We start from the raw sequence: 24,978 nt of genomic DNA, 5'->3' as shown, positions 1-24,978 counted from the left end.
TCCAAGGATTATCTCTTGAATTAAATAATTTTGCTGATTAATTTAAGATCAAATAAATTGTACGTTTTTTGATTTATGACGGAAGTCTACTAAATAAAATTAATGAAAATCTAAAACTGGGATTTAATAACATGTAAACCACTTTTAGATCAGAGTGTTTCTTAAACTAACTCGCTGTTATTACCCAAATAGACTGAGGTAATTTTGAAAATATTGTTTTTAATTATTCATTGCTTATTATTTATCAAAAAATGACCATTCATAAGTAGCTTATTAATCGACTTGATTCTGTTTAAAAATAATCTGTCTTAAGACCAAATGAGTTACAGGCAGTAAACATCAGTATTATCAATTCCCCCTTTTCCCTTTCTTGAGAAAGTTGTTAAACTTATGTTTTGCTTAGGCTATTTTAATATCTTAGGATGTTCAAGTTATTAGCTTAAATATAAACGTGCAATCACGCTATCCTACTTAAATTATCCTGTTCAAGAAATTACATCACGTATATAAGACATTTTCAGAAAATTATAAAAATCCAGATTATTCATTTATTCTTATCAATATATTTGACTACCGCTGATATATCCCCGGGATATGAGGTATTCACATCAAAATAAATTTAAATTAACTTAACATTTTCTTTATTAAATGATATTCGGGAGATGGTCTTTCAGGTTTTAATATCTATAAAATTTGATTGTAAAACAGACTTATTTATTTTTAGTCTACTGCGAAAAACGTTCGAGAATGAAAAGTATTTTATAATTTATTCTACATCCCTATTTTTACAAAATACGTTTGTAGTCATTCCAGATTGAGTCAAACTTTGATCCTGCCGCTCAAGAAAGTTTTTGGCAATCATAGCCATCGTGGGCGCCATATCCAGACTGCTGTTTTCTTCGGACACCTTTTGAATATCCTGATAGGCTTTCAGTCGCTTGCAGAAAGCCTGACGTTGAGTTTGTGCATCTGCCTTTTGATCATCTTCATCTAAAATGTATTTGGTTTCATTCACGATTTTAGTCTGTGCTGAAATAAACTGGTCATAGGCACTTTGTGAAAGCGGCTGTGCGAAGACTACGCTACTCAGTCCTAATAATAATCCAGCACAAATGAAAGATGATTTTTTTAGCATTTAAATTTCTTCTTTCCAGACATCTTCATAATCATCGGCATCGATCATGAAACGAAAACCTGTTTCCAGAGCCAGATACGGTAAAACTTCTGGTGCAATGTCCTGTAATTCACGTACTGTCATGGTTTCAAAAGTTTCTTCACTTGAAGGTTCTCCACCATAAATATACCAGCTAATATTTTCAGCCGTTTCAGGCTTTTTACGGATGCCGACAATCGGATCTTGTTTCAAGGTATGTACGGCCACCGCAACAACATCATCACCCGTGACTTCAACATAAGCCGAGCCTACTTCTTCACAAAGTAGTTTTTGCTCTGCGATCAGTTCTTGTAAAGGTGATAGGTTTTGCGTGTTTTTCGACATTCGGTCTTACTCATCAATTTTCATTAGCACGCTATTTTAACTTAATTTTAATGAAGCTGATTGGGATTTCATCGAGATCTAAAAAATATCTGCCCTTAAACCGTGTTAAGTGCAGATATGGATCTCAGCTTATTGGAAGACTTTAAAGCGCTCTTCATCTGCCAGATAATCTTTGGCACGTGGCTCGCCTTCTATCGAACCAAAGACCAACTGTGCACGCAACTTCCAGTTCGATGGAATGTCCCATTCCGCATGTACCTGTTCATCCACGATCGGATTGTAATGCTGCAATGATGCGCCCAGACCTTCTGTATGCAATGCTGTCCAGGTTGCAAATTGTGCGATCGCAGTCGAATGCTCTGCCCAGATTGGGAAGTTATCAGCATAAGATGGGAATTGTTCCTGTAAGCCTTCTACGACTGTGTGATCTTCAAAAAATAAAACGGTACCTAGCCCTGCCGCAAAACTTGCCATTTTTACTGTGGTTTTTGCAGCACTTTCTTCATCTTTAGCATAGCTTTTTAATTTTTCTGCTACAAAGTCCCAGAACTTTTCATGTTCTGAATTGAATAAAATGACGGCGCGTGAAGACTGAGAATTGAAAGAAGATGGGCTTTGCTTAATTGCAGTCTGAATCAAATCAGTTAAATGTTCAGGAGATTGTTCAACATTCTTGGCAATGGCATAAATAGTACGGCGTTTAGTAATTAAATCTAAAAACTGATTCGACATTTTTGAAAATCCTGGGATATATCTTCGGGAAAATTTGAACCTTCAGTTATTTTTATGAAGGATAGCTAATCAATGGAGCTTTTGCTTTAACGTGAGATAAAGCCTATATACCTTAAAAAATAATGGACTCAATTACTAGGCTATTTAATTGATATTTTTATATATTTTTTAGCTAAAAATGATCATTTTCATCTATTTTTTGAACAATCGTTAAAACTACTGCCCTATGCGAGTGCCTGACGTTAAACAATGGTTCAACATGCGCTATTATTGATCAAAATTTTAAGAATAAAGACCTTCAATCACCAAATTTAATCTTGCTTAGGCTATTCTAAGAGAGAGCACATCATGAAATAAATCTCATCTTGCAGATAAAAATTAATCCCCCAAAATTGGAGGATTAATTTTATAATTAAAAGCTAAAAAACCGATTTAAAACTTCGCGTTCAGCACCTGAGCAGATACTTTAGTCTTCCAGAGCTCACGTAAAATCGGTAAATAGAATTTCTCACCGAGTTCCACCAGTTCTGCATCAATCAGAGCATGCATCTCATGCATAAACAAATAATCCAGTTCAACTGTGGTTAGTTTAGTCTGCTGTTTTTGATAGTCTTTGCGTTTCTGTTGGGCTTGTTTAACCAGACGATCCGCAAATGCTTTATCTTTAAACTGGGTAATTGCTTTTAATCGAAGTTCGATAATACCCCATCCAGTTAAGAACATCTGGAAGGTTTCAAAATCATCGCTGGTCGATTCCCAAGACATTTCTTCCAGATTTTCATTATCCGGAAGCACAGGTAAAAGAAGTTCCATCACACTTGGGAAAATCTTTTTAAAATTCAGAATAAATTTAACAGGATGCTCACCTGGATAATCCTTGAATTGCACCTTTCTTTGAACATCTGTTAAATAAATATCAAGCATAAAACAATCATCAGTGGTTAATCTCATCTAGCACTATTGTACGCAACTCTGCCTGAGATAAAAACCACTGCTGACTATTCCATGATAAAACAGGCGTAAAGATTGAAAATAAAAGTGCTCCGGCCCTTATTTAGCATTCGGTGAGACCATCTGTTCAGGACGCACCACTTCATCAAACTGTTCAGCGGTGACTAAACCCAGTTCAACAGTCACCTGTTTTAAGGTTTTTCCTTCCTTATAAGCTGTTTTGGCAACCTTGGCTGCATTCTCATAACCAATCACCGGATTCAATGCCGTGACCAGCATTAAAGAATCATGCAGGAAATGTTCAATTTTCTCATGATTCGGCTCAATGCCTACGGCGCAATGATCATTAAAACTGTTACACGCATCGCCTAAAAGCTGGATGGATTGCAACAGATTATAGGCAATGACCGGCATAAATACATTCAGTTCAAAGTTACCTGATGCACCTGCCACGTTAATGGTGGTGTCATTTCCGAGAACTTGCGCGACCACCATCGTCATCGCTTCACTTTGCGTCGGGTTCACCTTACCCGGCATGATGCTAGAACCCGGTTCATTTTCAGGAATACGCAATTCACCAAAACCACAACGTGGCCCGCTGGCTAGCCAGCGAATATCATTGGCAATCTTATTCAGGCTAACCGCTAAAGTCTTTAATGCACCAGAAGCAAATACCGCAGCATCACGGCCTGCCAAAGCCTCAAACTTGTTTGGCGCAGTTACAAATGGCAAGCCAGTTAATTGTCCCAGGGTTTTAGCAGACTGAACGGCATAATCGGGATGAGCATTCAGACCAGTACCGACCGCTGTCCCGCCTAATGGCAATTCATATAAACCAACTAAGGCCTGTTCTAGACGAAGAAGCCCATGATCCAGCTGAGAAACATAACCGCTGAATTCCTGCCCCAAGGTTAAAGGTGTAGCATCTTGTAGATGAGTCCGGCCAATTTTTACAATATCGGCAAAATCCTGAGATTTGGCATATAAAGTATCGCGTAAACGTGTGACAGCCGGAATTAAAAGTTCATTAATCTGCAAGATCGCAGCCACATGAATCGCAGTTGGAAATGAATCATTGGTAGATTGGGCACGATTGACATGATCATTTGGATGAACCGGTTTTTGTGCCCCTAAATGATTGCCCAATTTCTGGTTGGCAATATTGGCAATCACCTCATTACAGTTCATATTGCTTTGTGTACCTGAACCAGTTTGCCAGACTACCAGTGGAAATTGACTGTCCCATTTCCCGCTGATGACTTCATCTGCCGCATCCACGATATAGCGTGACAGTTCTTGGGGAATCTGGTTTAGCTCGGCATTGGTCAAGGCAGCCGCTTTTTTGACGAGTCCCATGGCACGAATCATTGGCCGTGGCAACCGCTCATTGCCAATTTTGAAATTTTGCAAGCTACGCTGAGTCTGAGCGCCCCATAAAGCCTCACTCGGTACAGCCACCTCTCCCATCGTGTCATGTTCAATACGTGTTTGCATGTTCAACCTCAATTCTTCTTGCCTGTTACGGATCTTAGGAATTTCTATATCAATGATTTAATCTATTTATTTAAAGTAATCGATTACAGTAATAATGTAAATGATAATTATTATCAAATATAAGCTAAATACTCTTACTTACTGCCCTCTGAGCATATTCTGATAAAACAACCATTCATCCTCAAGCATCTTTCTGAGTGATCGCTGAGGTTGCCAATGTAGAATATTTCGCGCCTTTTCAATGTTCGCCCCCAATTGATCCATTTCCGCATGGGGATATGGTAAAGCATCCATGGTTTTGATTGCAGATTGAGTCACTTCAGCCAGTTGATCTAGCAAATCCTGTATGGAAATCAATTCACCAGCAATATTAAAGGCTTCACATTTTAATTCCTGCTGTTGTGACAGCCATTGCAAGGACTTGATCACGGCATCACAACAGTCTGCGACATGCAGAAAACTGCGTTCTACTGTGCCATCCGCAGTATGGGCCTGACGGCGTAATTCCAGATATTCACGTTGCTGTGCAGCGACCTGCATCGCCAAAGGCAAAATATTTTTTGGCAAAGGTGGCACTGCTTCCCCCAGTACACCGTGTTCAAAGGCACCTGCGATATTGGAAAGACGTAGGATTGCAATCCGCCATTCATTGTCAGTTTTGGCAGTATCGCGGATAATTTCCTCAATCATCTGTTGCGATTTGATATAGGGATTCGGATAGGTATAGTTAAAAGGCAGATCTTCGCTTAAATCTGTGCCAGATTGTCCATATACCGCCAGACTGGATAAATGTACCAGATGACGCACTCCGGTACGTTGCATGGCACGCATTAGACTCATAATACAGCTGACATTATCATTATAATATTCAAGTGGTTTTAATACTGATTCTTCCAGTGACTTAAAACTTGCGGTATGTACCACAGCCTGAATCGAATGCTGCTCAAAGACTTTGTTCAATGCTGGGGTATTGCGAATATCAATCTTGATAAAAGGTACGTACATGCCGGAGATAAACTCAAGACGCTCCAGAGTCTGTAAGTTGGCATTGGCCAAATTATCGACCACAATGACCTCTAGTCCTTGTGCTAACAGACTTAAAGCAATATGTGAGCCTAAAAAGCCTAATCCACCCGTCACTAAAATCATTTATACTACCTACTTTCTGATGAAGCCAAGATCAATCTGTTGCTATTGATCAAGCCTGTAGTGAATTTCGATGAGCACCTTAATTCTTGTTACCTCCGCACCGACTTCCATTTATGCCTGGCATGCCCTGGGTTTGGCTCAGGCCTTGCAAGATAAACAGGAAGCATTCCGTGTATTCTTCTATCAGGACGGCGTATCGGTCGCAAATGCACTGCAATGGGTACCCGACGATCAACGTCATCTTACACATGCATGGCAAGCGCTACAGATTCGCCTCCCGGTCTGTGTAAGTGCAGCATTGGCACGTGGAATTACAGATCTGGACAATGCTCGACGTCACAATATTCAGCAGCATAATCTGGCAGATGCCTTTGAATTGGTCGGTTTAGGTGAACTTGCCGATGCTGTTCAGTCCTCACAACGTCTCATTCAATTCTAGATGTTTCATTTTTTAGAATGTGTTGCTTTTCCAAGGAATCTTGTGTGAAATCTGTACTTGTTATATTAACCCAAGCCAATCTGACCAGTCTGCAGGTGCATGAAAGCCTATCGGCTACGATGGTCCTGGCAACTTTTGGCGCAGAAGTTAAAGTCCTGCTACAAAGTGCTGCCCTCAGTTTGCTGCATTCAGACCTGCAATTTGACCAGGTGCATCATGCATTCAAACTGGCATCAAATATGGTCGACAGTTTCGAGTTTTATGATCTCACTCCGATTCTGATTGAGAAAAAAAACCAGCATTCCTCATTTGTGGCACAGAGCGAACAAGAAATCGAATTTATTGAGCTTAATTCTGAATTTATTCAAAGCTTTGATCATGTGATGTATTGGTAAGGAACAAGGATATAAAAATGTCAAATCACACACTTTATCTGATCCAATCCAGCTATTTGGCAACAGCGCAGATCCTAGAGCAACTGGCTCAAACTTATACAATGGGTGATCAGGTCGTGCTGATGGGTGAAGCGGTTTTGCTGCTAGAGCATTCATTTCTTCAAAGCTTGCCGAAAATTCACATACTGAAAAATGATGCGGAGTTATTAGTACAGCCTTTGCCTGATCAGATAAAGCTTTTGAATTATGCGGATTTTGCAGATCTTTGCCTTGAGTTTAATCGCTGCATTTCAATGAAATAATAAATGAGTTAGATATGAATTTAGAATTGGATCAAGATGGCCATCTAGTTGACTATACCATCTGGAATGAAGACGTTGCTCAAGTGCTGGCCGATAGTCTGGAACTGAGCTTAACTCCTTGGCATTTTGAAATTCTGCAAGCGGTACGTCAGTTCTATCAACAATTTGGTCATTCACCGGCAACACGCCCACTGATTAAATTTTTAATGAAAACTGTCAGTGCCGACATCAATAATGCCATGCTTCAAGAAAAGTTTAATACTGGCCTGGTGGCCCGTCACTTAAGCCGTTTGGCTGGTGTACCCAAGCCTGCGAACTGTTTATAAAGATACTTAACTTTCTAAAGTGTGTATTTAAAGGCCCAAATCATTTTTTGGGCCTTTTTTATGAGAACAATTTTTAGGCTTAGAATAATGAAAGATGCATCTGGATCTAATTTGTCAAATTCGGGTTTGCTCTAATACTCGCAATGCCCGATGCAATTCATGATCCATTTCAGGCAGAACTTTAATCAGAAACTCAATTTGTGCTTTCGCTTCGGCCTTACTCACCAGTTGGGCCTCTACCAGCCTTTGCTGCTGAGTGATCAACAAACTGACTTGTTGAGGATCGGGTTGTTGCCCCTCACTTAAAGCATTAATGATCTGAGTAAAGGCGAGATATAATTGTTCTTGTTGCTTTGATAATTCGCTTTGCTTTGCAACCGTATCGTTCTGTTCCTTCTTTGTAGCTTGACTATTCTCAGGAGAATTAACAGATATATAGCTTGCCGATTTTTCAGCTGGCAGGACCGGATCAGAATGGGTCTGATCAGTAAAATTCGTCCGATAGATTTCTTGTCGTACCTGCTAGCCAATACCCACTAAAGTCCCGAACATGAGCAATCCGATCATTACATAAAACAGGATTGTTTTATCATTCATTTTTATGTCCTCAGCTCAAGAAAGACAGCCTTTATTAAAAAGCTGTCTTTTTCGCTCATCGACGATTGACTACGGCGTTGACCAGTCTGCTGGTGCATATCCAATCCGGACGCGTTGTGGATGATTTCCTACAGGCACACTCAGCACTTTATTGCCTGTGGCAAAATCAATCACTGTGACCACATCGGTTTCACTTTCTAAAATCACACAGCTACGACCATCCGGGCTTCGTGTTGCCCAATAAGGTTTACCTGCAGAAATCAGTTTCCCGGCAGTCAGCGTCTTGCGATCTACAATCGTAGCGTAGTTATCCATGGTACCAGCGACACAGAGCTTTTCACCATCAGCACTGATTGATAGGCCATGATGACGCGAATCATTGACCCATTTTGTCCGGTCTTTCGGAATACTGTCACTGCCAGAGAGTTGTCCGATCCGGCTAATCTTGTTCTGATTCAGATCATATTCAATCAGACCATTAAAAAATGAAACCTGGGCATACAGTTTGGTTTCATCCTTACTAAATACCATCGGTCTCACTGAATTGGATAAATCTTTGCGGCCAAATGCATCCAGTGCAGGTCTGAAATCGATTTTTCTTACCACCTGATGCGTATTGGCATCTGCGATAGTGATAAAACGCTTACCTTTAGTAAAATCTTGCCACTGTGCATCCATCGATGTTTCCACATTGCCGATAGCAGAGTTCAGAATCTTGTTGCCTCCATCGAAGTAAATGTTTTCATGCGGTTTGTCGCCAGTGCTGAAACGGCCCAACTCTTTACCGGTATGGATATCCAATACATGCACCACATTTCCTGAAGATGCAGATACGGCGACCCGCTGCCCATCTGGTGATACCGCCATATGGTCGGCACGGAAGCCTTCTACAGGCGTCCGCCAGTTAATCTTGCCGGTTTTGATATTAATCGATACCACATCGGCGAAACTTGGGCGTGATGCAACGACTGACTGCCCGTCTGGTGTCGAGTAGATATCATCTACCAGTTGGTCATTGCCTTCACCGGCTGTGGTCTGGATATAAGTATAAGCAATCAGTTTGATTGGATTCAGGTGAATTTCTTTAAGGCGCTCTTTACGATCAGGAATCATGTTAATGACGCCAATTTTGCCAAAATCACCCGATGGACGAATCACGGTTACCGTGCCATCCCAATTATTTCCGACAAAGAAAACCTGCTGTGAATTGGCAGGTACAGCTGAAGGCGCAGAAGCGGCCTGTACACTTGGCAACGCAGATAGCATCGCCATCGCAGATAATGTCAGACAGAACCGTGGCCATTTTTTATTTTGAATTTTCATCCATTATGCTCTGCATAATAATTTATATTTTTGTTTTCATTCCTTGTTGTGTACACAGTCCGGCTGTGTTTTAACTTATCTAATATACAAACGTATAAAATGATTTACTGTTATTTCCGACCAAAAAAATATGCAGCTATTTTAAATCTATCACTTCAGGTTCTATAAATTTAGGTGATCATCGTGCTTCGATCTTATGTATCCAGCATATCGACAAACTGTGCATTGAGCACTTTGGCAAGATCAGCCGGCTTTAATCCAATATCCAAGCCTCTTTTACCGCCACTGACATAGATCTTATCCAACTGTTCTGCGGTGGCATCAATCACCGTTTTTAATCGTTTCTTTTGACCAATGGGACTGATTCCGCCAACCAGATAGCCGGTCAAGCGTTCTGCATGTTTAGGATCTGCCATCTGGAGTTTTTTGCATCCTACGGCCTGGGCTACTTTTTTCAGATTGAGTTGATGATGTACCGGCAATATAGCAACAAAATACTGTTTATCATCCGTGACTAATAAAGTTTTAAAGACTTCTTCCACCGAAAGCCCTAATTTTTCAGCAGCTTCTAGCCCGAAACTTTTGGCATTGGCATCATGTTCATATTCATGAATGCTGTATTCGATTTTATTGGCTTTTAATAGTTTGCATGCAGGGGTCATAGAAAGTCTTGTTTGAGATGGATCGCATGATTATATAAAGATTAGCTCAAGAAGTTAATTTAGATGAGGCAACTATAGAGCAAATTTTACTTTAAGCTCGTATTCCGCTTCAATCAGGCCTATTTAGTTCAATCATTACGCTCTTCAATACTTTTAAACTTTTCTTGAAAAGATGATGGTGCGCAAAATTGCAACAAATGTATGCGTTTTTGCCACTATCTAAGCGTTAGGCAATTAATGGCTTCACTATATAGAAGACTTGAAGATGAACACATTCGTCACTTCGCCCATCTATACACATGAAGCATATAGGTCGAGCGTTTTATCTTAAACCTGCTGAGATTCAACCTTTATATCTGGAAGATGAAGTACATTCTTGTGCAGTGTCTGTCATGAATACTTGAATTGAAAGTGATGTAACTAATTCCAATCTATTGGAAAAACAGACCTAGAAAAATCCAAGTAAAATAAGAGAAAACATCATTAACATATTGTCTTATCTTATATTTTTAAATTTTCATCACGTTTTGAGAATCGGTCGATAGCTTATATATAAAGAGGATAATCAGCACAACTCTAAAATCAGAATGTAAAGAGTTTTCTATGCTCTAGAAGTCGAACATTGCGGTAAAATCAGCCAGACAACTCTTGCTCAAAACTAAAAATATCACTAAAAGGAAGAATTTAGCGTTAACATGAAGATACAGTTACATAAAGGATATTAACTGTTTTTGCCAATTGGGTTTAGAATGAAAATAATCTGAATACCCAGCGAATTGTAATTTTTTAACATTGCCAAATCTCTGCAAAGTTTTCATTATAGCGCCACTGTTTGCTATATGCTTTCTACGTTAATTCAAAGAAATTATAAATAGTAATGTAGAAAATCATGCAATAATAAGCAGAGTTTGCAGACATCTTGCAAACAAACCCCGATACTTTTTAATTGGAGCATGCTGGATGAGTTCGACCATTTTGGTTATTCATGGACCGAATTTAAACTTGCTTGGGAAGCGCGAACCGGAAGTTTATGGTCACCTTAGTCTTGACGATATTAACCAGCAGCTGATTGCTCAGGCTCAACAAGCTACCTTACAACTCGATACTTTCCAGAGCAACTGGGAAGGTGCCATTGTTGACCGAATTCATCAAGCCCAGCAAGACGGCATTCAATATATCATTATTAATCCAGCAGCATTGACCCATACCTCTGTTGCTGTTCGCGATGCCCTCCTTGGCGTTGCCATTCCTTTCATTGAAGTCCATCTGTCTAATGTGCATGCACGTGAGGCATTCCGACATCATTCATACTTGTCCGATAAAGCCATCGGCGTGATCTGTGGTCTAGGTGCAAAAGGCTATGCTGCTGCCCTCGACTATATCATTGAAAAAATACAACCTTCTACACAATCTTAATTAGGAATACTGTCTCATGGATATCCGTAAAATCAAGAAACTCATCGACTTGATGATTGAATCTGACTTACAGGCGATCGAAGTTAAAGAAGGCGATCAATCGATTGCATTAACTCGTCGTAATCCAGTGGTTGCAGCAGCTGTTCCTGCGATGCCTGCACCAGCAGCCGAAGCGCCAGCAGCAAAATCTCCTCGCGGTGCTGTTGAAACTTCACCAATGGTCGGCGTGTTCTATGCAGCACCAAGCCCGGGTGAACCGACATTTGTTAAAGTTGGCCAGACCGTTTCTGCAGGCGATACGCTCGGTATTATCGAAGCAATGAAAATCATGAACCCGATAGAAGCAACTCAAAGCGGTGTGATTGAAGAAATTCTGGTGAAAAATGGTGAAGTGATTCAATTCGGTCAACCACTTTTCCGCTACCGCGCTTAATCACCCCGGGGATTTATAATGTTGCAAAAAGTTTTAATTGCAAACCGTGGTGAAATTGCGTTACGCATCACCCGTGCTTGCAGAACTTTAGGGATCAAAACTGTAGGTGTCTATTCTGACGCAGACAAGGACCTGATGCATTTACGTTTCTGTGATGAAGCAGTATGTATCGGCCCTGGTGCGAGCAGTGACAGCTACCTGAATATTCCTGCGATTATTACAGCTGCTGAAATTACCGGCGCAGATGCAATCCATCCTGGTTATGGATTCCTCGCTGAAAATGCAGAATTTGCAGAAATCGTGGAAAATTCTGGTTTTATCTTTATTGGTCCACGTCCGGAACATATCCGTTTAATGGGGAACAAGGTTTCTGCCATTATTGCCATGAAAAAAGCTGGTGTACCAACAGTACCAGGCTGCGACCATGCCGTAACGATTCACAATGCACTCGCTGAAGCCAAAGAGATCGGTTTTCCACTGATTGTAAAAGCTGCTTCTGGCGGTGGTGGTCGTGGTATGCGTATCGTAGAAAATGTCGATACCCTGCTTGAATCTGTTCAGGCTGCACAGCGTGATGCGGAAATGTGGTTTGGTGATGATACGGTCTATATGGAACGTTTCCTGCAAAAGCCACGTCACGTCGAAGTGCAAGTACTGGCTGATGGTAATGGCCATGCGATTCATCTGTATGATCGTGACTGTTCGCTACAGCGTCGCCATCAAAAAGTACTGGAAGAAGCACCAGCACCGAACTTACCAGAGCAAGCACGTGCTGATATTCTAGAAGCCTGTGTCAATGCGTGTAAATTGATGCAATACCGTGGTGCAGGTACATTCGAATTCCTGTTTGAAGATGATGAGTTCTTCTTCATTGAAATGAATACGCGTGTTCAGGTTGAGCATCCGGTGACTGAAATGGTCACGGGGATCGATATTATCGAACAGCAATTGCGTATTGCTGGCGGCTTAGGTCTCGATATTCAGCAAGAAGACGTCAAGGTTTTAGGACATGCGATTGAATGCCGTATTAACGCAGAAGATCCATCGACCTTCCTGCCTTCACCAGGCAAGATTGACAACTTCTATGCACCAGGCGGCGCAGGTATCCGTTTAGATTCGCATGTTTATCCAGGCTACAGCATTCCACCGTATTATGATTCGATGATTGCCAAACTGATTTCGCATGGTAAGGATCGTGAGACGTCTATTTCTCGAATGAGAAATGCTTTGGAAGAAATGATTTTGACTGGCGTTAAAACCAATATTCCTTTGCACAAAGATTTAATCCTTCAGGATAAAAACTTCTGCAAACAGGCAATGGATATTCATTATCTGGAAAAACATTTGTTAAAGCAGCTTGAAAGTGCTGAAGACAAAGCTTAAATCAAAGCTCATAAAAAAACCGCTGTCATTCAGCGGTTTTTTTATTGTTTGCAAGTTAAGGCAATACGCGTCTGAGCACGGCAAAACATTGCTCGGCTTTTTCATTGGCGCAGAAGTTAATGGTATAAGGGTTTTGCCATTTCACAAAATACTGCGAAATTTCACCAGACTGATCCATCTGATTGCCTGAACAGTCTTTTTCATTATTGTCATATTTTACTTGCAGAATTAGCGCTGGAATCTGCTGCGAAGGATCCTGTGCCGGCTGATAGTCATACAGCCCTGACGTCCACTCGTCGCCACTTTTAATCACCACATTATTATTGCCTTTAAAATTATAATATTCGATACATTTTTTATTATTCGGGATTTCCATTCCCCACAATCCGACAATTTCCGGACGGGTTTTCACGGTAAATGTATTTGGGATTTCAGCAGCTTTAGCAGGAGCATTCGCTGGTTTTTTATTTTCTGTCGCCATTAGCCAGGGTGAGCTCATGAGTAAGATAAGGCTAAGACATATTTTTTTCATATTTACCGGCATCTTGTTAACAATTGATTCTAAATTATCATATTTTTTGGGATCGTGTCCCGCTCTAACGCAATTTCAATACAGAGTCAGAAATTATTTATCACATTGTTTAAAAACGTGGATTTCTTTTCTGACTTTTTTTGTATATATTTCGTATATAAGAATCTTAATAGTTCGTATTAATAACAGATTAATCAAATAATAAAATTATATTTTGGGTCAAACTTAGTTGCTGAACAAAGTGATCATTCACACTTAGAAATTTGAATAGGATTTTAAATTTGCAATTAGCTCGAATAACAGAACAACAATTAAATCATGAAACCTATGCTTATTTTGTCATTGTTTTCGCTGTTTTAGTCTGTTGTTTTATTGGGATCGCAACCAGACCGATTGAGTACCTGGCCTTATTGTGGCCGGCCAATGCTGCCTTGTTAGCCCTGTTCTTACGCTTTCCACATTTAAATAATATGGGAGGTTGGCTCGGTGCATTCAGTGCTTTTATGTTTGCAGATCTGGTCACCGGAAACAGCCTATTACAAAGCCTGTTTCTCACGCTTTCTAATCTGATCAGTACTATTGTCTCGATATTTTTTATTCGATATTTCAAGATTAATTACAAATACTATAATACTGGTTATACATTCGTTCATTTATTTGGCATCTTCGCTTTTGCAGGCTGTCTGGCCAGTGCGGCTTTTGCAGTTCTCACCTTGCCAAATCTACCCAATTCATTCATGACCAAAGAGAATTTATGGATTGATTTTGGTCTGTGGTGGACCGGTGAAATGGTGAATTATATTGTGTTTCTCCCTTTAATCTTGGCATTCCCAAGAATAAAAGACATGCAGTATCTATTTAAAAACCGTCGTCAAAAACGTAATTACTTCAGCTATTTTTTACCTGCATCTTCAGTCGTGGCCTGTGTCATCATTACCAATGTTTTTGCAGGCCCCGGCGCAATGCTCTACCCTCTGGCTGCACTGATCTGGGCTGCGTTGACCTATCGCCTGTTTACCATGACCATGATCAACGCTTTTGTGATTATCCTGACCTATTACAGCCTGACGCAATTTTACGCCACCAATCACACCATCCTGGCAGATTCTACGATTTATATTTCGCTCCGGATCGGGCTGTTTATGCTGGCCTTATCTCCGCTCATCCTATGTATTATCAGCCAAAACCGCAATGAGCTGTTTAAACGGGTCTTGTATCTGGCCAATCATGACAGTCTGACCCGCACCATGAATCGTCATTTCTTCTTTCAAAAAGGTGAATATTTACTGCAATATGCCAAGACGATGGAATTTTCAGTCATCATGCTGGATATTGATTATTTTAAACGCCTGAACGATCATTTTGGCCATCATGTCGGTGATAAAGTCCTGCAACACTTTGCGCAGATTGTACGTAATAATTTACGTGCTCAAGATCTGTTTGCACGGATCGGTGGCGAAGAATTTGTGCTGCTACTCTGGAATACCGAACCATCAGAAGCACGTCTTATTGCAGAACGGATTCGTGATCTGGTGGAAAAAACCCCGATTTATCAATCAGATGGCTCGCCCCTGTATATTACCGTGAGTGTGGGCATCACTCATCAAAATGAACCGCAGGCCCAAGACCTGCAAAACCTGATCAATATTGCAGATCAAGCCTTGTATCAGGCCAAACATCGTGGGCGAAATCAGGTGGTGCTTGCATCTTGAGCCTAAATGATCTACAACCTTGAAGCAGCAACACTAGGGAATGGCAATGAAATTTGAAGAATATCTGCAATATGACGGTTTAGGACTGGCTGATCTGGTCGCCAATAAACAAGTACATTCAAGTGAACTTTTATCTGCTGCACTAGAGCGTAGCTCAATTGCCAATCCCGAGCTAAATGCAATTATTATTCCGATGCATGAGCATGCATTGAAACGGAGCCAGCAAAATCTGTCCGGACCTTTTGCCGGTGTGCCTTTTCTGGTTAAAGACCTGTTTCAGGAATATGCCGGTTATCCAACTTCTTATGGTTGTCAGGGCTTAAAACGGATTGGTTATATCGCCGAGACCAATGCCGAGATTGTCAATCGCTGGGAAAAAGCCGGGATTGTGACTTTTGGACGTACCAATACTCCTGAATTTGGGATTAAAGGTATTACTGAACCAGATGCTTGGGGCAGCTGTAAAAATCCGTGGAATTTACAGCATAATAGCGGCGGCTCGTCCGGTGGTTCCGCTTCTGCCGTGGCTGCCGGAATTGTACCAATTGCGGGTGCTGGTGATGGTGGCGGCTCGATACGTATCCCCGCTTCCTATTGCGGCCTGTTTGGCCTGAAACCGAGTCGTGGCCGCACGCCTTGGGGACCACAAATGAGTGAAGCCATGCATGGCGCCGCGATTCAGCATGTACTGACCAAAACGGTACGGGATAGTGCTGCAATGCTGGATGCCACCCATGGTGAAGATCATAGTTCACTGTTTAAGATTCAGCGTCCACAGCATCATTATCTGGATGTGATTCAGCAACCGCCAAAAAAACTGAAAATTGCGTTTAGCACTTATTCTACGATTGGCACACCTGTTTCCCAGGATGCCATTAAAGCCATTGAAAAAACAGCCAAATTGCTAGAATCTTTGGGCCATGAGGTGGTCGAAGACCGCCCAGCCATTGATGGAATGCAACTGGCCAAGGATTTTATTACCACCTGGTTTAGCCAATTTTCATTTATGCTGGATGAAATCCAGAAAGGCTATCCGTCTAAAACAAATGATTTTGAATTGGACTCTTTAGCACTGGCGGCTTTTGGGGCCAAAACCAGCGCGATTGATTATATCCAGAACCTGAATAACTGGGGCCAGTATGTGACCCAGATGAATCATTTCTTTGATAATTATGACCTCTATCTAACGCCTGCAACGGCGACAGTGGCGCCGAAAAATGGTGAGGTCAAAACACCAAACTGGCAGAAACCGATTCTTAAAGGTTTATTGAAACTGAATAAAGCGCATTTACTGGCGCAAGGGAAACTAGTAAACCAGATTGTGAAAGAAAATCTAAAATGGGTGCCTTTTACCCAGTTGGCCAATATTACCGGACTCCCAGCGATGTCTGTACCACTGTACTGGAATGAACAAAACCTGCCGCTCGGTTCACAGTTTATTGCGCCGTTTGCCCGTGAGGATCTGCTATTACAACTGGCAGCCCAATTGGAACAGGCACAACCGTGGTTTGGGCAATACGCCAAAATCCGTATTTAATACTGAGATGATATTTTCAAGCCTGTTTTTGCAGTTCGACTTTATTTGGCAATCCGAAAATCAGTAACAAGCCAAGCAAAGTCGATACTGCAGCAGCGATAAAAATAGATGTGCCGCCGACTTGATCCCAATAATGCCCAGCCAGAATACTGCCACTCGCCACGCCAACGCCCCACATGGTGCTATAGAGCGCTTGTCCACGTCCTTGCTGCCCTGCAGAGAAGTTCTGGAATATCACCCGCATTGCAATCATATGAAATAAACCGAAACTTAAAGCATGAATCGTTTGAGCAAAAAACTGTGCCATAAATGAAGCAGGAAAGACTCCGACGATGAACCATCTTAATCCTGTCATTAACAAGCATAGCGTGACCAGATGACGCCATGACCACCGTGTCAGAAAGAACGTCGCATAGGCAAACATGATTATTTCCGCAATGACCCCGACTGACCAGAGCAGCCCGATCTGACTGGTGCTAAATCCCGCCTGACTGAGATAATTGCTATAAAAACTATAAAATGGCGCGTGTGAAAATAGCAGAATCAATTCAATCAGGAAAAAGCTATACACCACTGGGCGTTTGAATATTGGCCATAAGGGTTCGAGCTGTTTCTGTGCGGTAGGTGCTGTCGTGGGCTCTTTAATGGTAAATGACCAGAGAAAGGCCAGAAATGAAATACACAGCAACAAGACGGGTAACATACTGATGCTAATAATTTCAAAGACGGCGCCCAAGCAGAATACACCGATAATAAAGCCGACTGATCCCCATTTTCGTACTTTGCCATAGAGTTCTGCTCTTTTTTCCCCGAGCCAGAATAAAGTCACGCCTTCAAACTGAGCCAGAATAGCATTCTGAAAGAAACTGAAAATCAGCATCAATAAAGCTACAGATTGAAAGCTATTGGGAATGATAAAAATCATGAACCAGATACAGGCTTCCATCCAGGTGGCAATACGTACCAGCAGCATGCGTTTACCAGACTTGTCTGCAATCCAGCCCCAAATTAAGGGAGCAAAAAAGCGGGTGACGATTGCAATAGAAGATAAAATGCCAATTTCCTGATAATTGAAGCCCTGATCTTCTAGATACAGACTCCAAAAAGGCATGAACGCCCCAACAATCGCATAGTAAAAAAAGTAAAATCCACTGAGTCTATGCTGGATTGCTAGAACTGGCATTGATTTATATATCCTAATATTTTCAAAATTTTAAACTCAATAAATTTCTATAGCACTGTATTCGACGACTCTTGATTTTGCTACGAGCATCTCGCATTAGTCTAAAAATAAATTTTCATAAGTTTATGGATAAATTTTGCTAAAGTAAAAAACTCTGTGTTGAGTTAAATTAAAGTAAGAACATAAATCGTCTTCTATATTGAGCACACGACAAAGAGTGGAAACGGTTTTAGGAAGGAATTGGATGGACTTAAAATCTGAAGATCAATAATTACACAGACATTATCATTGTTTTATGGCTAAAGTATGTCCAAAGAATTTTCAGTTCATAGGCTAAAAAATTAAAACTAACTCTAGCTTTATAGCAAGGAGAAAATCAATGCCTAACTTTATAAGACCTATATGCTCGGGTCTAGTTTTCTCTTTAATGGCAATAAGTATTTGTAGTGCTGCATATGCTAACGCTTCCCCTATAGCATCTAACTCTTCAAAAGATAATATTCATCCCAATATAGATCATCATTTAAGTGAAAGTCTTTATCCTGATGAAGCAAATATAACTGAAAAAATCGCAGATATCATTGAGATATCGATTCGGAAAGAATATTCCACAGGTATCGCGCTACGTGATGCCCATCCCAAAGCACACGGTTGTGTACGCGCAGAATTCAAAGTAGATGAAGCTCTTCCTAAAAACTTGGCTCAAGGTGTTTTTCTTCCTGGAAAAACATATCAAGCCTGGATTCGTTTCTCTAATGGTTCTAAAGATGCCCAACAAGCAGATATTAAAAAAGATGCGCGTGGCATGGCGATAAAACTTTTAGGAGTACCGGGAGAAAAGCTTTTAGATGATGAAACCTCTACTCAAGATTTCATTATGATCAATCATCCTGTCTTTTTTGTGAATGATCCAGTCCGATATATGTCATTTATGCAAGATATAAATAGCGATAGATTTTTCAATAAGTTGCATATTCCTTTTGCATTAGGAGCTAAAGGAACCTGGATTGCCTTAAATACGAGAAATAAAATTTCTAATCCTTTGCAAACTAGATATTGGTCTATGGTGCCCTATCAATTAGGAATAGGCACTGATCGTCAAGCTGTAAAGTATTCAGCTCAAGCATGTTCGACAGTGACAGACCCTCTTCCACATGCTCCCCATCATAATTTTCTAAGAGAAAAATTGCGCAAACATTTGCAAAAAAGTGAAGCATGTATGGAGTTTCTGATACAGCCTAGAACATCAAACACCATGTCAGTCGAAGATTCCATGACTGAATGGCAAGAAAGTGAGGCGCCTTTTTACAAGGTCGCAACTATCCGCATTCCTCAGCAAGTTTTTGATACACCTGAACAAAACAAGTTTTGTGAAAATCTCTCTTTTACACCATGGCATACACTACCGGAGCACAAACCTCTGGGAGTAATAAACCGAATGCGAAAAGTGATTTATGATCGTATTAGTGAGGTTAGACATGATATGAATTCTACTCACAGATCAGAACCACATTAAAATATAAGTGCTTATATGAAATTATTAGCTAAACTAAAATAACCTGTTGTACTGCTCATTCGCCTTAACTTAAAAGCTTTAGTTTACAAACTCTGTGCAGAGTTAGTTAATTTAGAAACATAAATAAAGCTGCTACATTAAAAATGACATTATAAAAAGGAAAATGGTTTCAGCGATGAAAATTAAATCTCCTATTATTAAATTAATCATGAGCTGTTTATGTTCAGGTTCAACATATGCAATAGCCTCTCCTCCACTTCCCGATAACAGCAAAATCCAAGCATCTCATATTTCGGAAAAAATACCGGGTACAATATTATCTATACAAGAACAAAATACTGATCTGTTTACGAATGCCTCACAACGTTTCTTAATTAATTATCGCAGTCGTGGCACAAAATCCGAACCCATTGTCACTTCAGGCTATATCTTGTTACCTAAAGGCAAATTCCCTAAAGATGGCTGGCCTGTTCTGGCTTGGGCGCATGGTACAACTGGCGTTGCTGATACATGTGCACCCTCTGGGGATTATGTGGGCGGACCAGTCCATGTCTATCAGCAAATCGCTGCTAAAGCATTGAATGCCTGGCTCGCTCGCGGCTATGCAGTCGTTGCACCTGATTATCAAGGTTTAGGCACTCCGGGCGGTCATCCTTATATGAATGCGCGAAGTCAGTTGCATACTGTCGTTGATGCTGTACGAGCGATCCACCATTTAAAGCCTTATAGCTTTAGTAAAAATTGGTATGTTATGGGTCATAGTCAAGGAGGTGCAGCATCTATTAAAGTTGCAGCATCCGGTCAAAAAGATGCGCCTGAATTTAATCTTCGTGGGGCAATTGCACTGGCACCAGGCGGTTATCAATATGAAGGAATCGCTGAATATGTTGCCAGCAATTCGCAAATCACGACTGATGTCGCCGCATTTTTTCCAATTGTGCTTTTAGGAGCAGAAGCTGCAGACCCGATGCTTGCTCCAGCAAATTTAGTGAGCCCAGAAATGGGAGGAATTCTTAATCATGCACGCAGTCGCTGTTTGTCAGAATTACAATCGGACTTAAAACAAGCACCTAAGACTGTCTTTAAATCAAATGTAAATCTGGCACCTTTGACAAATTATTTAAAAGAACAGTCTATTGAGAATATGACACCGACTGTGCCGGTTCTGCTGGTACAAGGCGAGAAAGATCAACTGGTCGATTATCGTGGTACTTATGCTTACTACCAGCAGGTATGTACAAAGCAGAAATCTATCGCCTTTCATCTAGTCAAAAATGGAGATCATCGTGATTCCTTAAAACAGAGTGAATTTCTGATTGAAAACTTTATCCATTCAGTTGAACAAGGAAAAGCTTTGAGCACCTGCCCTACAAAATAACCCGGCGAGCTTTTATATTTAATCATTAAAAACGCAAATATTTTAATCTTCATATTTATAGAATAGTCCTTTAAAGGAGCGCTATTCTATAAAGAGGATAAACTGATATTAATCCGTATTCTTACTTTGTGTTAAAACTACACTTACGCTTTCGAATTGTTTTGAGCCCATCATTTTTATACCTTAATTCTTTAGCAGACAATAATTAGAAAGAAAGAGGTTATTTATGTGCTCGAACTATGAATTCCCCTCAAAAAAACGTCTTTTCTTATTAGATATTCATAAAGAGCAACTCGAACTGGGCATGAAAACACATGTTTATCCTTTAGCGCCGGCCCCAATCATTATGCGCGGTGCTGACGAATTTGAGCTGGATATCGCACGTTTCGGACTGATTCCAGTCTGGGCGAAAGAACTAAAATATGGCCGGCATACCTATAATGCACGGACTGAAACAGTCGCATCCAAACCGAGTTTTCGACATGCCTGGAAAAACAACCAGTTTGCTTTAGTACCGGTCGATACCTTCTATGAACCTAAATATATAGACGGTAAACCGCACTGGTTTGGTATTTCACGTGAAGATGGCAATCCTTTTACCGTAGCGGCAATTTATGATGACGCACACATTGATGGTGAGAAAATCAGATCATTTTCGATGCTAACCATAAATTCAGATCAACATCCCTTTATGAAACAGTTTCATGATCCGAATGACGAAAAACGCTCGATCATTGTGATTCCGGAAAAATCACGACATGACTGGTTGCACTGCGATCATGAACAAGCCCATGAATTTTTCTTTGAAATGAAAGATGAGTTTATTGCAAAGCCTAGAGATCAACGTTTATCGGGAAATTAAAAAGCCCTAAACCAAGTTAGGGCTTCGTCCATGTGAAAAAGCTATTTTTGCTCTCTCAATGGATTTTCCGGTTCTGCATTGGGTTTTTTCTCTGGTTTGACATGCTTATAAGATGCCTGATTACCCTTGTCGTCATTTGATTCTTTATGCGGATTTGATTCTTGCTCTGGCTTATTTGTCATATGCATCTCCTTCATATATCTATTAATAAATAAATATGATATCTGCTGCTAAACATCAATGTTATTTATGTTGCACATTCAGTTTTATAAAGAGACAAACTTTCCTTCAAGTGCTCTTTGACATTTCACAATTCTTGTTGTTCATCTGAGCAAATAAGCTGTTCAGCCTGATCGTAGACGATACAGCAAAGAATATGAATTCGCGTGCGAGCCGATATCGAATACATGAAATTTTCTAAGCTTATCCACTGCCGGAAAAAGTCTTTTCATTTCAGTAAAACCTTTAGGATGCTTGGCCTTAATCAGTCAATCCCCACCAGCTAATGCAGTTTCAGCCTGTGGCCTCTTTTGAATTGCTTCAAGAATTCGAGCATGGGTGATCACACGCATAAATTTTATTGTATTCCAGTTCTAAGCAGCTAAGAATTTATCAAAACGTAATCCTATTGAAATGATTCTTTTATAAAGTATTCCTTGTGAGAAATTATGTTTAGATCCAAAAATTTCATCAGTAAAGAAAAACCCCGCCAACTGATGATTGAACGGGGATTGATCTTCATTAAGATGTCTGATGATTTGGCACATTATTCAATATTTTTCAAGCAATCACGACACTGTTTGACCTCATCATGGTCACACGTGTAGTTAATTTCAGTCGCACCATGAAGACCAAATAAACAAAATATAAATTGCATCATGTTTTTCTCCTAAGTGTAAAAAGCTCAATCTAGGATCAAGCTTTATTGCTTTAAATATAGAATGATTCAATATAAAATGATTGGATCAGCGATCTAGAACAACTTCAGTACTCAGCTCTGTTTAGCCTTTCAGTAAAACTGAAGCTTTTGGGCTAAGTTTGTACAGGCTCTTCAGCTTGAGTCGTCTGATCTTTTTTACAATGATCACTTTTACAATGCTTGCTGCTCATCATCTGACACATTTTCTCTTTGCAAGATTTAAAACAACAACCAACCATTACGCCCATGCCAAATGCGCATATACATCTCATCATAGCTTTGTCCTGTCTTTTCGTGAAAAGAGATATATAAATAACATCTATTCATGTATCTCTCCTGAGGAAATTTTCAGGCTTTATGTTGTGTATGAAAACTTATGTGAAAGAGAATGACCAAAAAATACAATCAGCAAAGAAAAAACCAGATTTAAGACGGAAAAGAAAAAGCCTGTTTAACTCTCCTAAATTAAACAGGCCCTATAATGTGCTGATTTTTAATTATTTTCATTAAGTTCTTAGAATGACGCCAAGATATCACTAGCCATGCAGCCAATCTGTGTAGGATATATAGATGCAATGTTTCAAAATATGAAAAAACCATTACTTTTGTTAATTAAATGACTGTAATTTATCCAAAAATCTTTTTAATGGGCAAATAAGACGATTAAATAACCAAAACCCAAAAAGAATTGCTAAACCTATAAATGAGAATAGGTTAATTCAGAGTTGTAGGAGAAAATTCCTTATTTCAGTCAATATCGGATGTTATGAATGTTCAATGTCTCATAAAGTTTATAGATCCCTGCTTTCTTTTTAGTCATTTCTCTCTATAATTTTTCATATGAGCAATAACAATATTTTGGCAGCATGAAAAATCGCATACTAATTACTTTATTGATGAGTCTGGCAATAAGCGGCTGCCAAAAACAGCAAGCAGAGAGTGCAGCAGAAGCTGATGCAAACATTAAAGTGCAGTTTGAACAATCAGATAATCAACTGAGTGCTTATCTGGACAAACTTGACTCTTCAACAATTAGTCTGGAAGAAAGAACACGTATCCTGTGTGAACAATATCCTAAAGAATACAAAAACAATTACATGCCTGCTCTGCTCAAACTTGCACCCAAGGAATATACCGACAAAGAGTTGCTCACCGACCTAGACAATGCCTTGAATTTCTACAAGCTGAAAGCCAATATTCAGTGTTAATAAATACTTAGTTTAATCATGCAATGAAATATAAAAAAACCGCCTGATTCAGGCGGTTTTTTTATGAAGAGCGTATATCTTAAACAGAATTAACGCTGTGGTTTTCACTGATCTTGTTGATTACGTGAACGTTGTTGCTGCTGGTTACTATTTTGCTGTGGCTGTTGTTGCTGTTGGCCTTGCTGGTTTTGTTGCTGCTGGTCGCGCTGTTGCTGGTTGTTTTGACCACCCTGCGGCTGTTGTTGCTGCTGGTTATTTTGTTGCTGATTTGGGTTTTGCTGGTTGTTTTGTTGACGCTGCTGATCTTGATTGCGTTGTTGATTTTGCTGTTGCTGTTGTTGCTGCTGTTTCTGTTGGTCTTGCTGTTGATTATTAGCCATGGTGGTATTCCTTACTATTTGCTTTAAATTAAAAGCCGATAGGTTTCGACTTAATATCTACTCTACGCATTTTTCAGATTTCGCCAACCTTTAACCTGTTACAGATTAATTCAATGTAATAAATAATAAGCTAAGTACTTGAAGTAGAGATTAATGCGCAACATAAATTACCTGATATAATGCAACAGAAACATAATGAAATATTTTATAGGTCAAAAATATATTATCCAATAAAAGGAATAACTTAAGTCAAATTTTATATATATAATTTTTTAATAAAATTTAAAAAGTATTGTAAAATAGAATAGATTTACAGATATGTTATTTATATTTAATAATATATTAAAAATTAATCTAAATCACCTATATTTTAAAAAGATTAAATAAAATATTAAAAATCCAATTTTTTTAGAATATTCTTAACTGCGAGGAAATACGATACTTAACATGACCTCACTAATAACACTTAAGCTGTTTCAAATTTATCTTGACTTTAATTCAAATAGTTTTAGCTATTACTTTGATATTAACTTAGGTAAAATCATTGTTTTTAATTATATTTATTAGACTTCCTTCATAAATCATTTTTCAATCAATTTAATTGTTTATCTTTCACCCAATCTAAATTGTATATGCCAGCAAGTAAATTAA

At 39.7% G+C, this 24,978-nt stretch carries 25 protein-coding genes and 1 pseudogene; 13 read left to right on the top strand and 13 right to left on the bottom strand.

Annotation, left to right across the window (positions count from 1 at the left end):
- Positions 1-766 precede the first annotated feature (766 nt).
- The 6 genes from NI469_RS12795 to NI469_RS12770 all read right to left on the bottom strand — a co-directional run bounded on the left by NI469_RS12795 (position 767) and on the right by NI469_RS12770 (position 5,824).
- The gene (locus NI469_RS12795; protein WP_253147115.1) at positions 767-1,135 is read right to left on the bottom strand and encodes a hypothetical protein; all 369 of its coding nucleotides are present in this window, start codon (positions 1,133-1,135) and stop codon (positions 767-769) included.
- Positions 1,136-1,498 carry an immunity protein Imm33 domain-containing protein gene (locus tag NI469_RS12790; RefSeq protein WP_004646887.1) on the bottom strand — a complete coding sequence of 121 codons (363 nt, stop codon included), beginning with the start codon at positions 1,496-1,498 and terminating at the stop codon, positions 1,136-1,138.
- 129 nt (positions 1,499-1,627) lie between these two features.
- A complete protein-coding gene (locus NI469_RS12785; protein ID WP_253175394.1) occupies positions 1,628-2,230 on the bottom strand; it encodes a nitroreductase family protein in 603 nt (200 codons plus the stop codon).
- A gap of 432 nt (positions 2,231-2,662) precedes the next feature.
- On the bottom strand, positions 2,663-3,154 hold the full coding sequence (locus NI469_RS12780) for a hypothetical protein (protein ID WP_004280216.1): 492 nt from the start codon (positions 3,152-3,154) through the stop codon (positions 2,663-2,665).
- Positions 3,155-3,280: 126 nt separating this feature from the next.
- Positions 3,281-4,675, bottom strand: coding sequence for a class II fumarate hydratase (fumC, locus tag NI469_RS12775; RefSeq protein ID WP_253175393.1), 1,395 nt, complete (start codon positions 4,673-4,675; stop codon positions 3,281-3,283).
- Between the two features lie 138 nt (positions 4,676-4,813).
- Positions 4,814-5,824 (bottom strand): NAD-dependent epimerase/dehydratase family protein, encoded by a 1,011-nt coding sequence (locus NI469_RS12770; RefSeq protein WP_253175392.1) that lies wholly within the window; start codon positions 5,822-5,824, stop codon positions 4,814-4,816.
- A 70-nt stretch (positions 5,825-5,894) separates the two neighbouring features.
- Here NI469_RS12770 and tusD point away from each other — a divergent pair, with 70 nt between their 5' ends.
- Genes tusD through NI469_RS12750 form a run of 4 tightly spaced genes read left to right on the top strand, consistent with a single transcriptional unit; the run spans position 5,895 to position 7,286 of the window.
- The gene (tusD, locus tag NI469_RS12765; RefSeq protein ID WP_004280211.1) at positions 5,895-6,263 is read left to right on the top strand and encodes a sulfurtransferase complex subunit TusD; all 369 of its coding nucleotides are present in this window, start codon (positions 5,895-5,897) and stop codon (positions 6,261-6,263) included.
- Positions 6,264-6,307: 44 nt separating this feature from the next.
- Complete coding sequence (locus NI469_RS12760) at positions 6,308-6,658, top strand: hypothetical protein (RefSeq protein WP_004280210.1); 351 nt, start codon at positions 6,308-6,310, stop codon at positions 6,656-6,658.
- A 17-nt stretch (positions 6,659-6,675) separates the two neighbouring features.
- Positions 6,676-6,960, top strand: coding sequence for a DsrH/TusB family sulfur relay protein (locus NI469_RS12755; RefSeq protein WP_253175391.1), 285 nt, complete (start codon positions 6,676-6,678; stop codon positions 6,958-6,960).
- A gap of 14 nt (positions 6,961-6,974) precedes the next feature.
- Positions 6,975-7,286 carry a TusE/DsrC/DsvC family sulfur relay protein gene (locus NI469_RS12750; RefSeq protein ID WP_005263018.1) on the top strand — a complete coding sequence of 104 codons (312 nt, stop codon included), beginning with the start codon at positions 6,975-6,977 and terminating at the stop codon, positions 7,284-7,286.
- 114 nt (positions 7,287-7,400) lie between these two features.
- Here NI469_RS12750 and NI469_RS15930 read toward each other — a convergent pair.
- From NI469_RS15930 to ybaK, 3 genes and pseudogenes are all read right to left on the bottom strand, one after another.
- Positions 7,401-7,883 (bottom strand): annotated as a pseudogene (locus NI469_RS15930) (hypothetical protein).
- A 69-nt stretch (positions 7,884-7,952) separates the two neighbouring features.
- Positions 7,953-9,206 (bottom strand): YncE family protein, encoded by a 1,254-nt coding sequence (locus NI469_RS12740; RefSeq protein WP_253148190.1) that lies wholly within the window; start codon positions 9,204-9,206, stop codon positions 7,953-7,955.
- Positions 9,207-9,400: 194 nt separating this feature from the next.
- The gene (gene ybaK, locus NI469_RS12735; protein ID WP_253147119.1) at positions 9,401-9,868 is read right to left on the bottom strand and encodes a Cys-tRNA(Pro) deacylase; all 468 of its coding nucleotides are present in this window, start codon (positions 9,866-9,868) and stop codon (positions 9,401-9,403) included.
- A 960-nt stretch (positions 9,869-10,828) separates the two neighbouring features.
- On the opposite strand from ybaK, the gene aroQ reads away from it, so the two are divergent.
- From aroQ to accC, 3 genes are read left to right on the top strand one after another with little or no spacing between them, the layout of a single operon-like run.
- Complete coding sequence (gene aroQ, locus NI469_RS12730) at positions 10,829-11,284, top strand: type II 3-dehydroquinate dehydratase (protein ID WP_005246503.1); 456 nt, start codon at positions 10,829-10,831, stop codon at positions 11,282-11,284.
- Between the two features lie 16 nt (positions 11,285-11,300).
- A complete protein-coding gene (gene accB, locus NI469_RS12725; protein ID WP_005107117.1) occupies positions 11,301-11,717 on the top strand; it encodes an acetyl-CoA carboxylase biotin carboxyl carrier protein in 417 nt (138 codons plus the stop codon).
- Positions 11,718-11,735: 18 nt separating this feature from the next.
- A complete protein-coding gene (gene accC / locus NI469_RS12720; protein ID WP_253147120.1) occupies positions 11,736-13,100 on the top strand; it encodes an acetyl-CoA carboxylase biotin carboxylase subunit in 1,365 nt (454 codons plus the stop codon).
- Positions 13,101-13,155: 55 nt separating this feature from the next.
- On the opposite strand, the gene NI469_RS12715 is transcribed toward accC, so the two are convergent.
- Complete coding sequence (locus NI469_RS12715) at positions 13,156-13,599, bottom strand: hypothetical protein (protein ID WP_253147121.1); 444 nt, start codon at positions 13,597-13,599, stop codon at positions 13,156-13,158.
- A 314-nt stretch (positions 13,600-13,913) separates the two neighbouring features.
- On the opposite strand from NI469_RS12715, the gene NI469_RS12710 reads away from it, so the two are divergent.
- Both NI469_RS12710 and NI469_RS12705 read left to right on the top strand, forming a co-directional pair.
- Complete coding sequence (locus NI469_RS12710) at positions 13,914-15,344, top strand: sensor domain-containing diguanylate cyclase (RefSeq protein WP_253147122.1); 1,431 nt, start codon at positions 13,914-13,916, stop codon at positions 15,342-15,344.
- A gap of 46 nt (positions 15,345-15,390) precedes the next feature.
- Positions 15,391-16,881 (top strand): amidase, encoded by a 1,491-nt coding sequence (locus NI469_RS12705; RefSeq protein ID WP_005107122.1) that lies wholly within the window; start codon positions 15,391-15,393, stop codon positions 16,879-16,881.
- A gap of 16 nt (positions 16,882-16,897) precedes the next feature.
- Here the strand turns inward: NI469_RS12705 and NI469_RS12700 are convergent, their stop codons facing one another.
- Complete coding sequence (locus NI469_RS12700; RefSeq protein WP_253147123.1) at positions 16,898-18,064, bottom strand: MFS transporter; 1,167 nt, start codon at positions 18,062-18,064, stop codon at positions 16,898-16,900.
- Positions 18,065-18,443: 379 nt separating this feature from the next.
- Between NI469_RS12700 and NI469_RS12695 the strand changes: the two genes are divergently transcribed.
- From NI469_RS12695 to NI469_RS12685, 3 genes are all read left to right on the top strand, one after another.
- A complete protein-coding gene (locus NI469_RS12695; protein ID WP_180087312.1) occupies positions 18,444-19,580 on the top strand; it encodes a catalase family protein in 1,137 nt (378 codons plus the stop codon).
- Positions 19,581-19,743: 163 nt separating this feature from the next.
- The gene (locus tag NI469_RS12690; RefSeq protein ID WP_420909189.1) at positions 19,744-20,958 is read left to right on the top strand and encodes an alpha/beta fold hydrolase; all 1,215 of its coding nucleotides are present in this window, start codon (positions 19,744-19,746) and stop codon (positions 20,956-20,958) included.
- 226 nt (positions 20,959-21,184) lie between these two features.
- A complete protein-coding gene (locus NI469_RS12685) occupies positions 21,185-21,820 on the top strand; it encodes an SOS response-associated peptidase (RefSeq protein WP_253147125.1) in 636 nt (211 codons plus the stop codon).
- A gap of 41 nt (positions 21,821-21,861) precedes the next feature.
- Here NI469_RS12685 and NI469_RS12680 read toward each other — a convergent pair whose 3' ends face one another.
- A complete protein-coding gene (locus NI469_RS12680; protein ID WP_005107128.1) occupies positions 21,862-22,002 on the bottom strand; it encodes a hypothetical protein in 141 nt (46 codons plus the stop codon).
- Positions 22,003-23,605: 1,603 nt separating this feature from the next.
- Here NI469_RS12680 and NI469_RS12670 point away from each other — a divergent pair.
- Complete coding sequence (locus tag NI469_RS12670; protein WP_253175387.1) at positions 23,606-23,947, top strand: hypothetical protein; 342 nt, start codon at positions 23,606-23,608, stop codon at positions 23,945-23,947.
- 104 nt (positions 23,948-24,051) lie between these two features.
- Here the strand turns inward: NI469_RS12670 and NI469_RS12665 are convergent, their stop codons facing one another.
- On the bottom strand, positions 24,052-24,327 hold the full coding sequence (locus NI469_RS12665; protein ID WP_253145379.1) for a hypothetical protein: 276 nt from the start codon (positions 24,325-24,327) through the stop codon (positions 24,052-24,054).
- Positions 24,328-24,978: the final 651 nt, after the last annotated feature.

The sequence above is a fragment of the Acinetobacter lwoffii genome (genome assembly GCF_024129735.1).
GTDB classification, from domain to species: Bacteria; Pseudomonadota; Gammaproteobacteria; order Pseudomonadales; family Moraxellaceae; genus Acinetobacter; species Acinetobacter lwoffii_H.
Note: the sequence above shows the minus strand (reverse complement) of the source record. Positions and strands in the feature narration are given on the sequence as shown.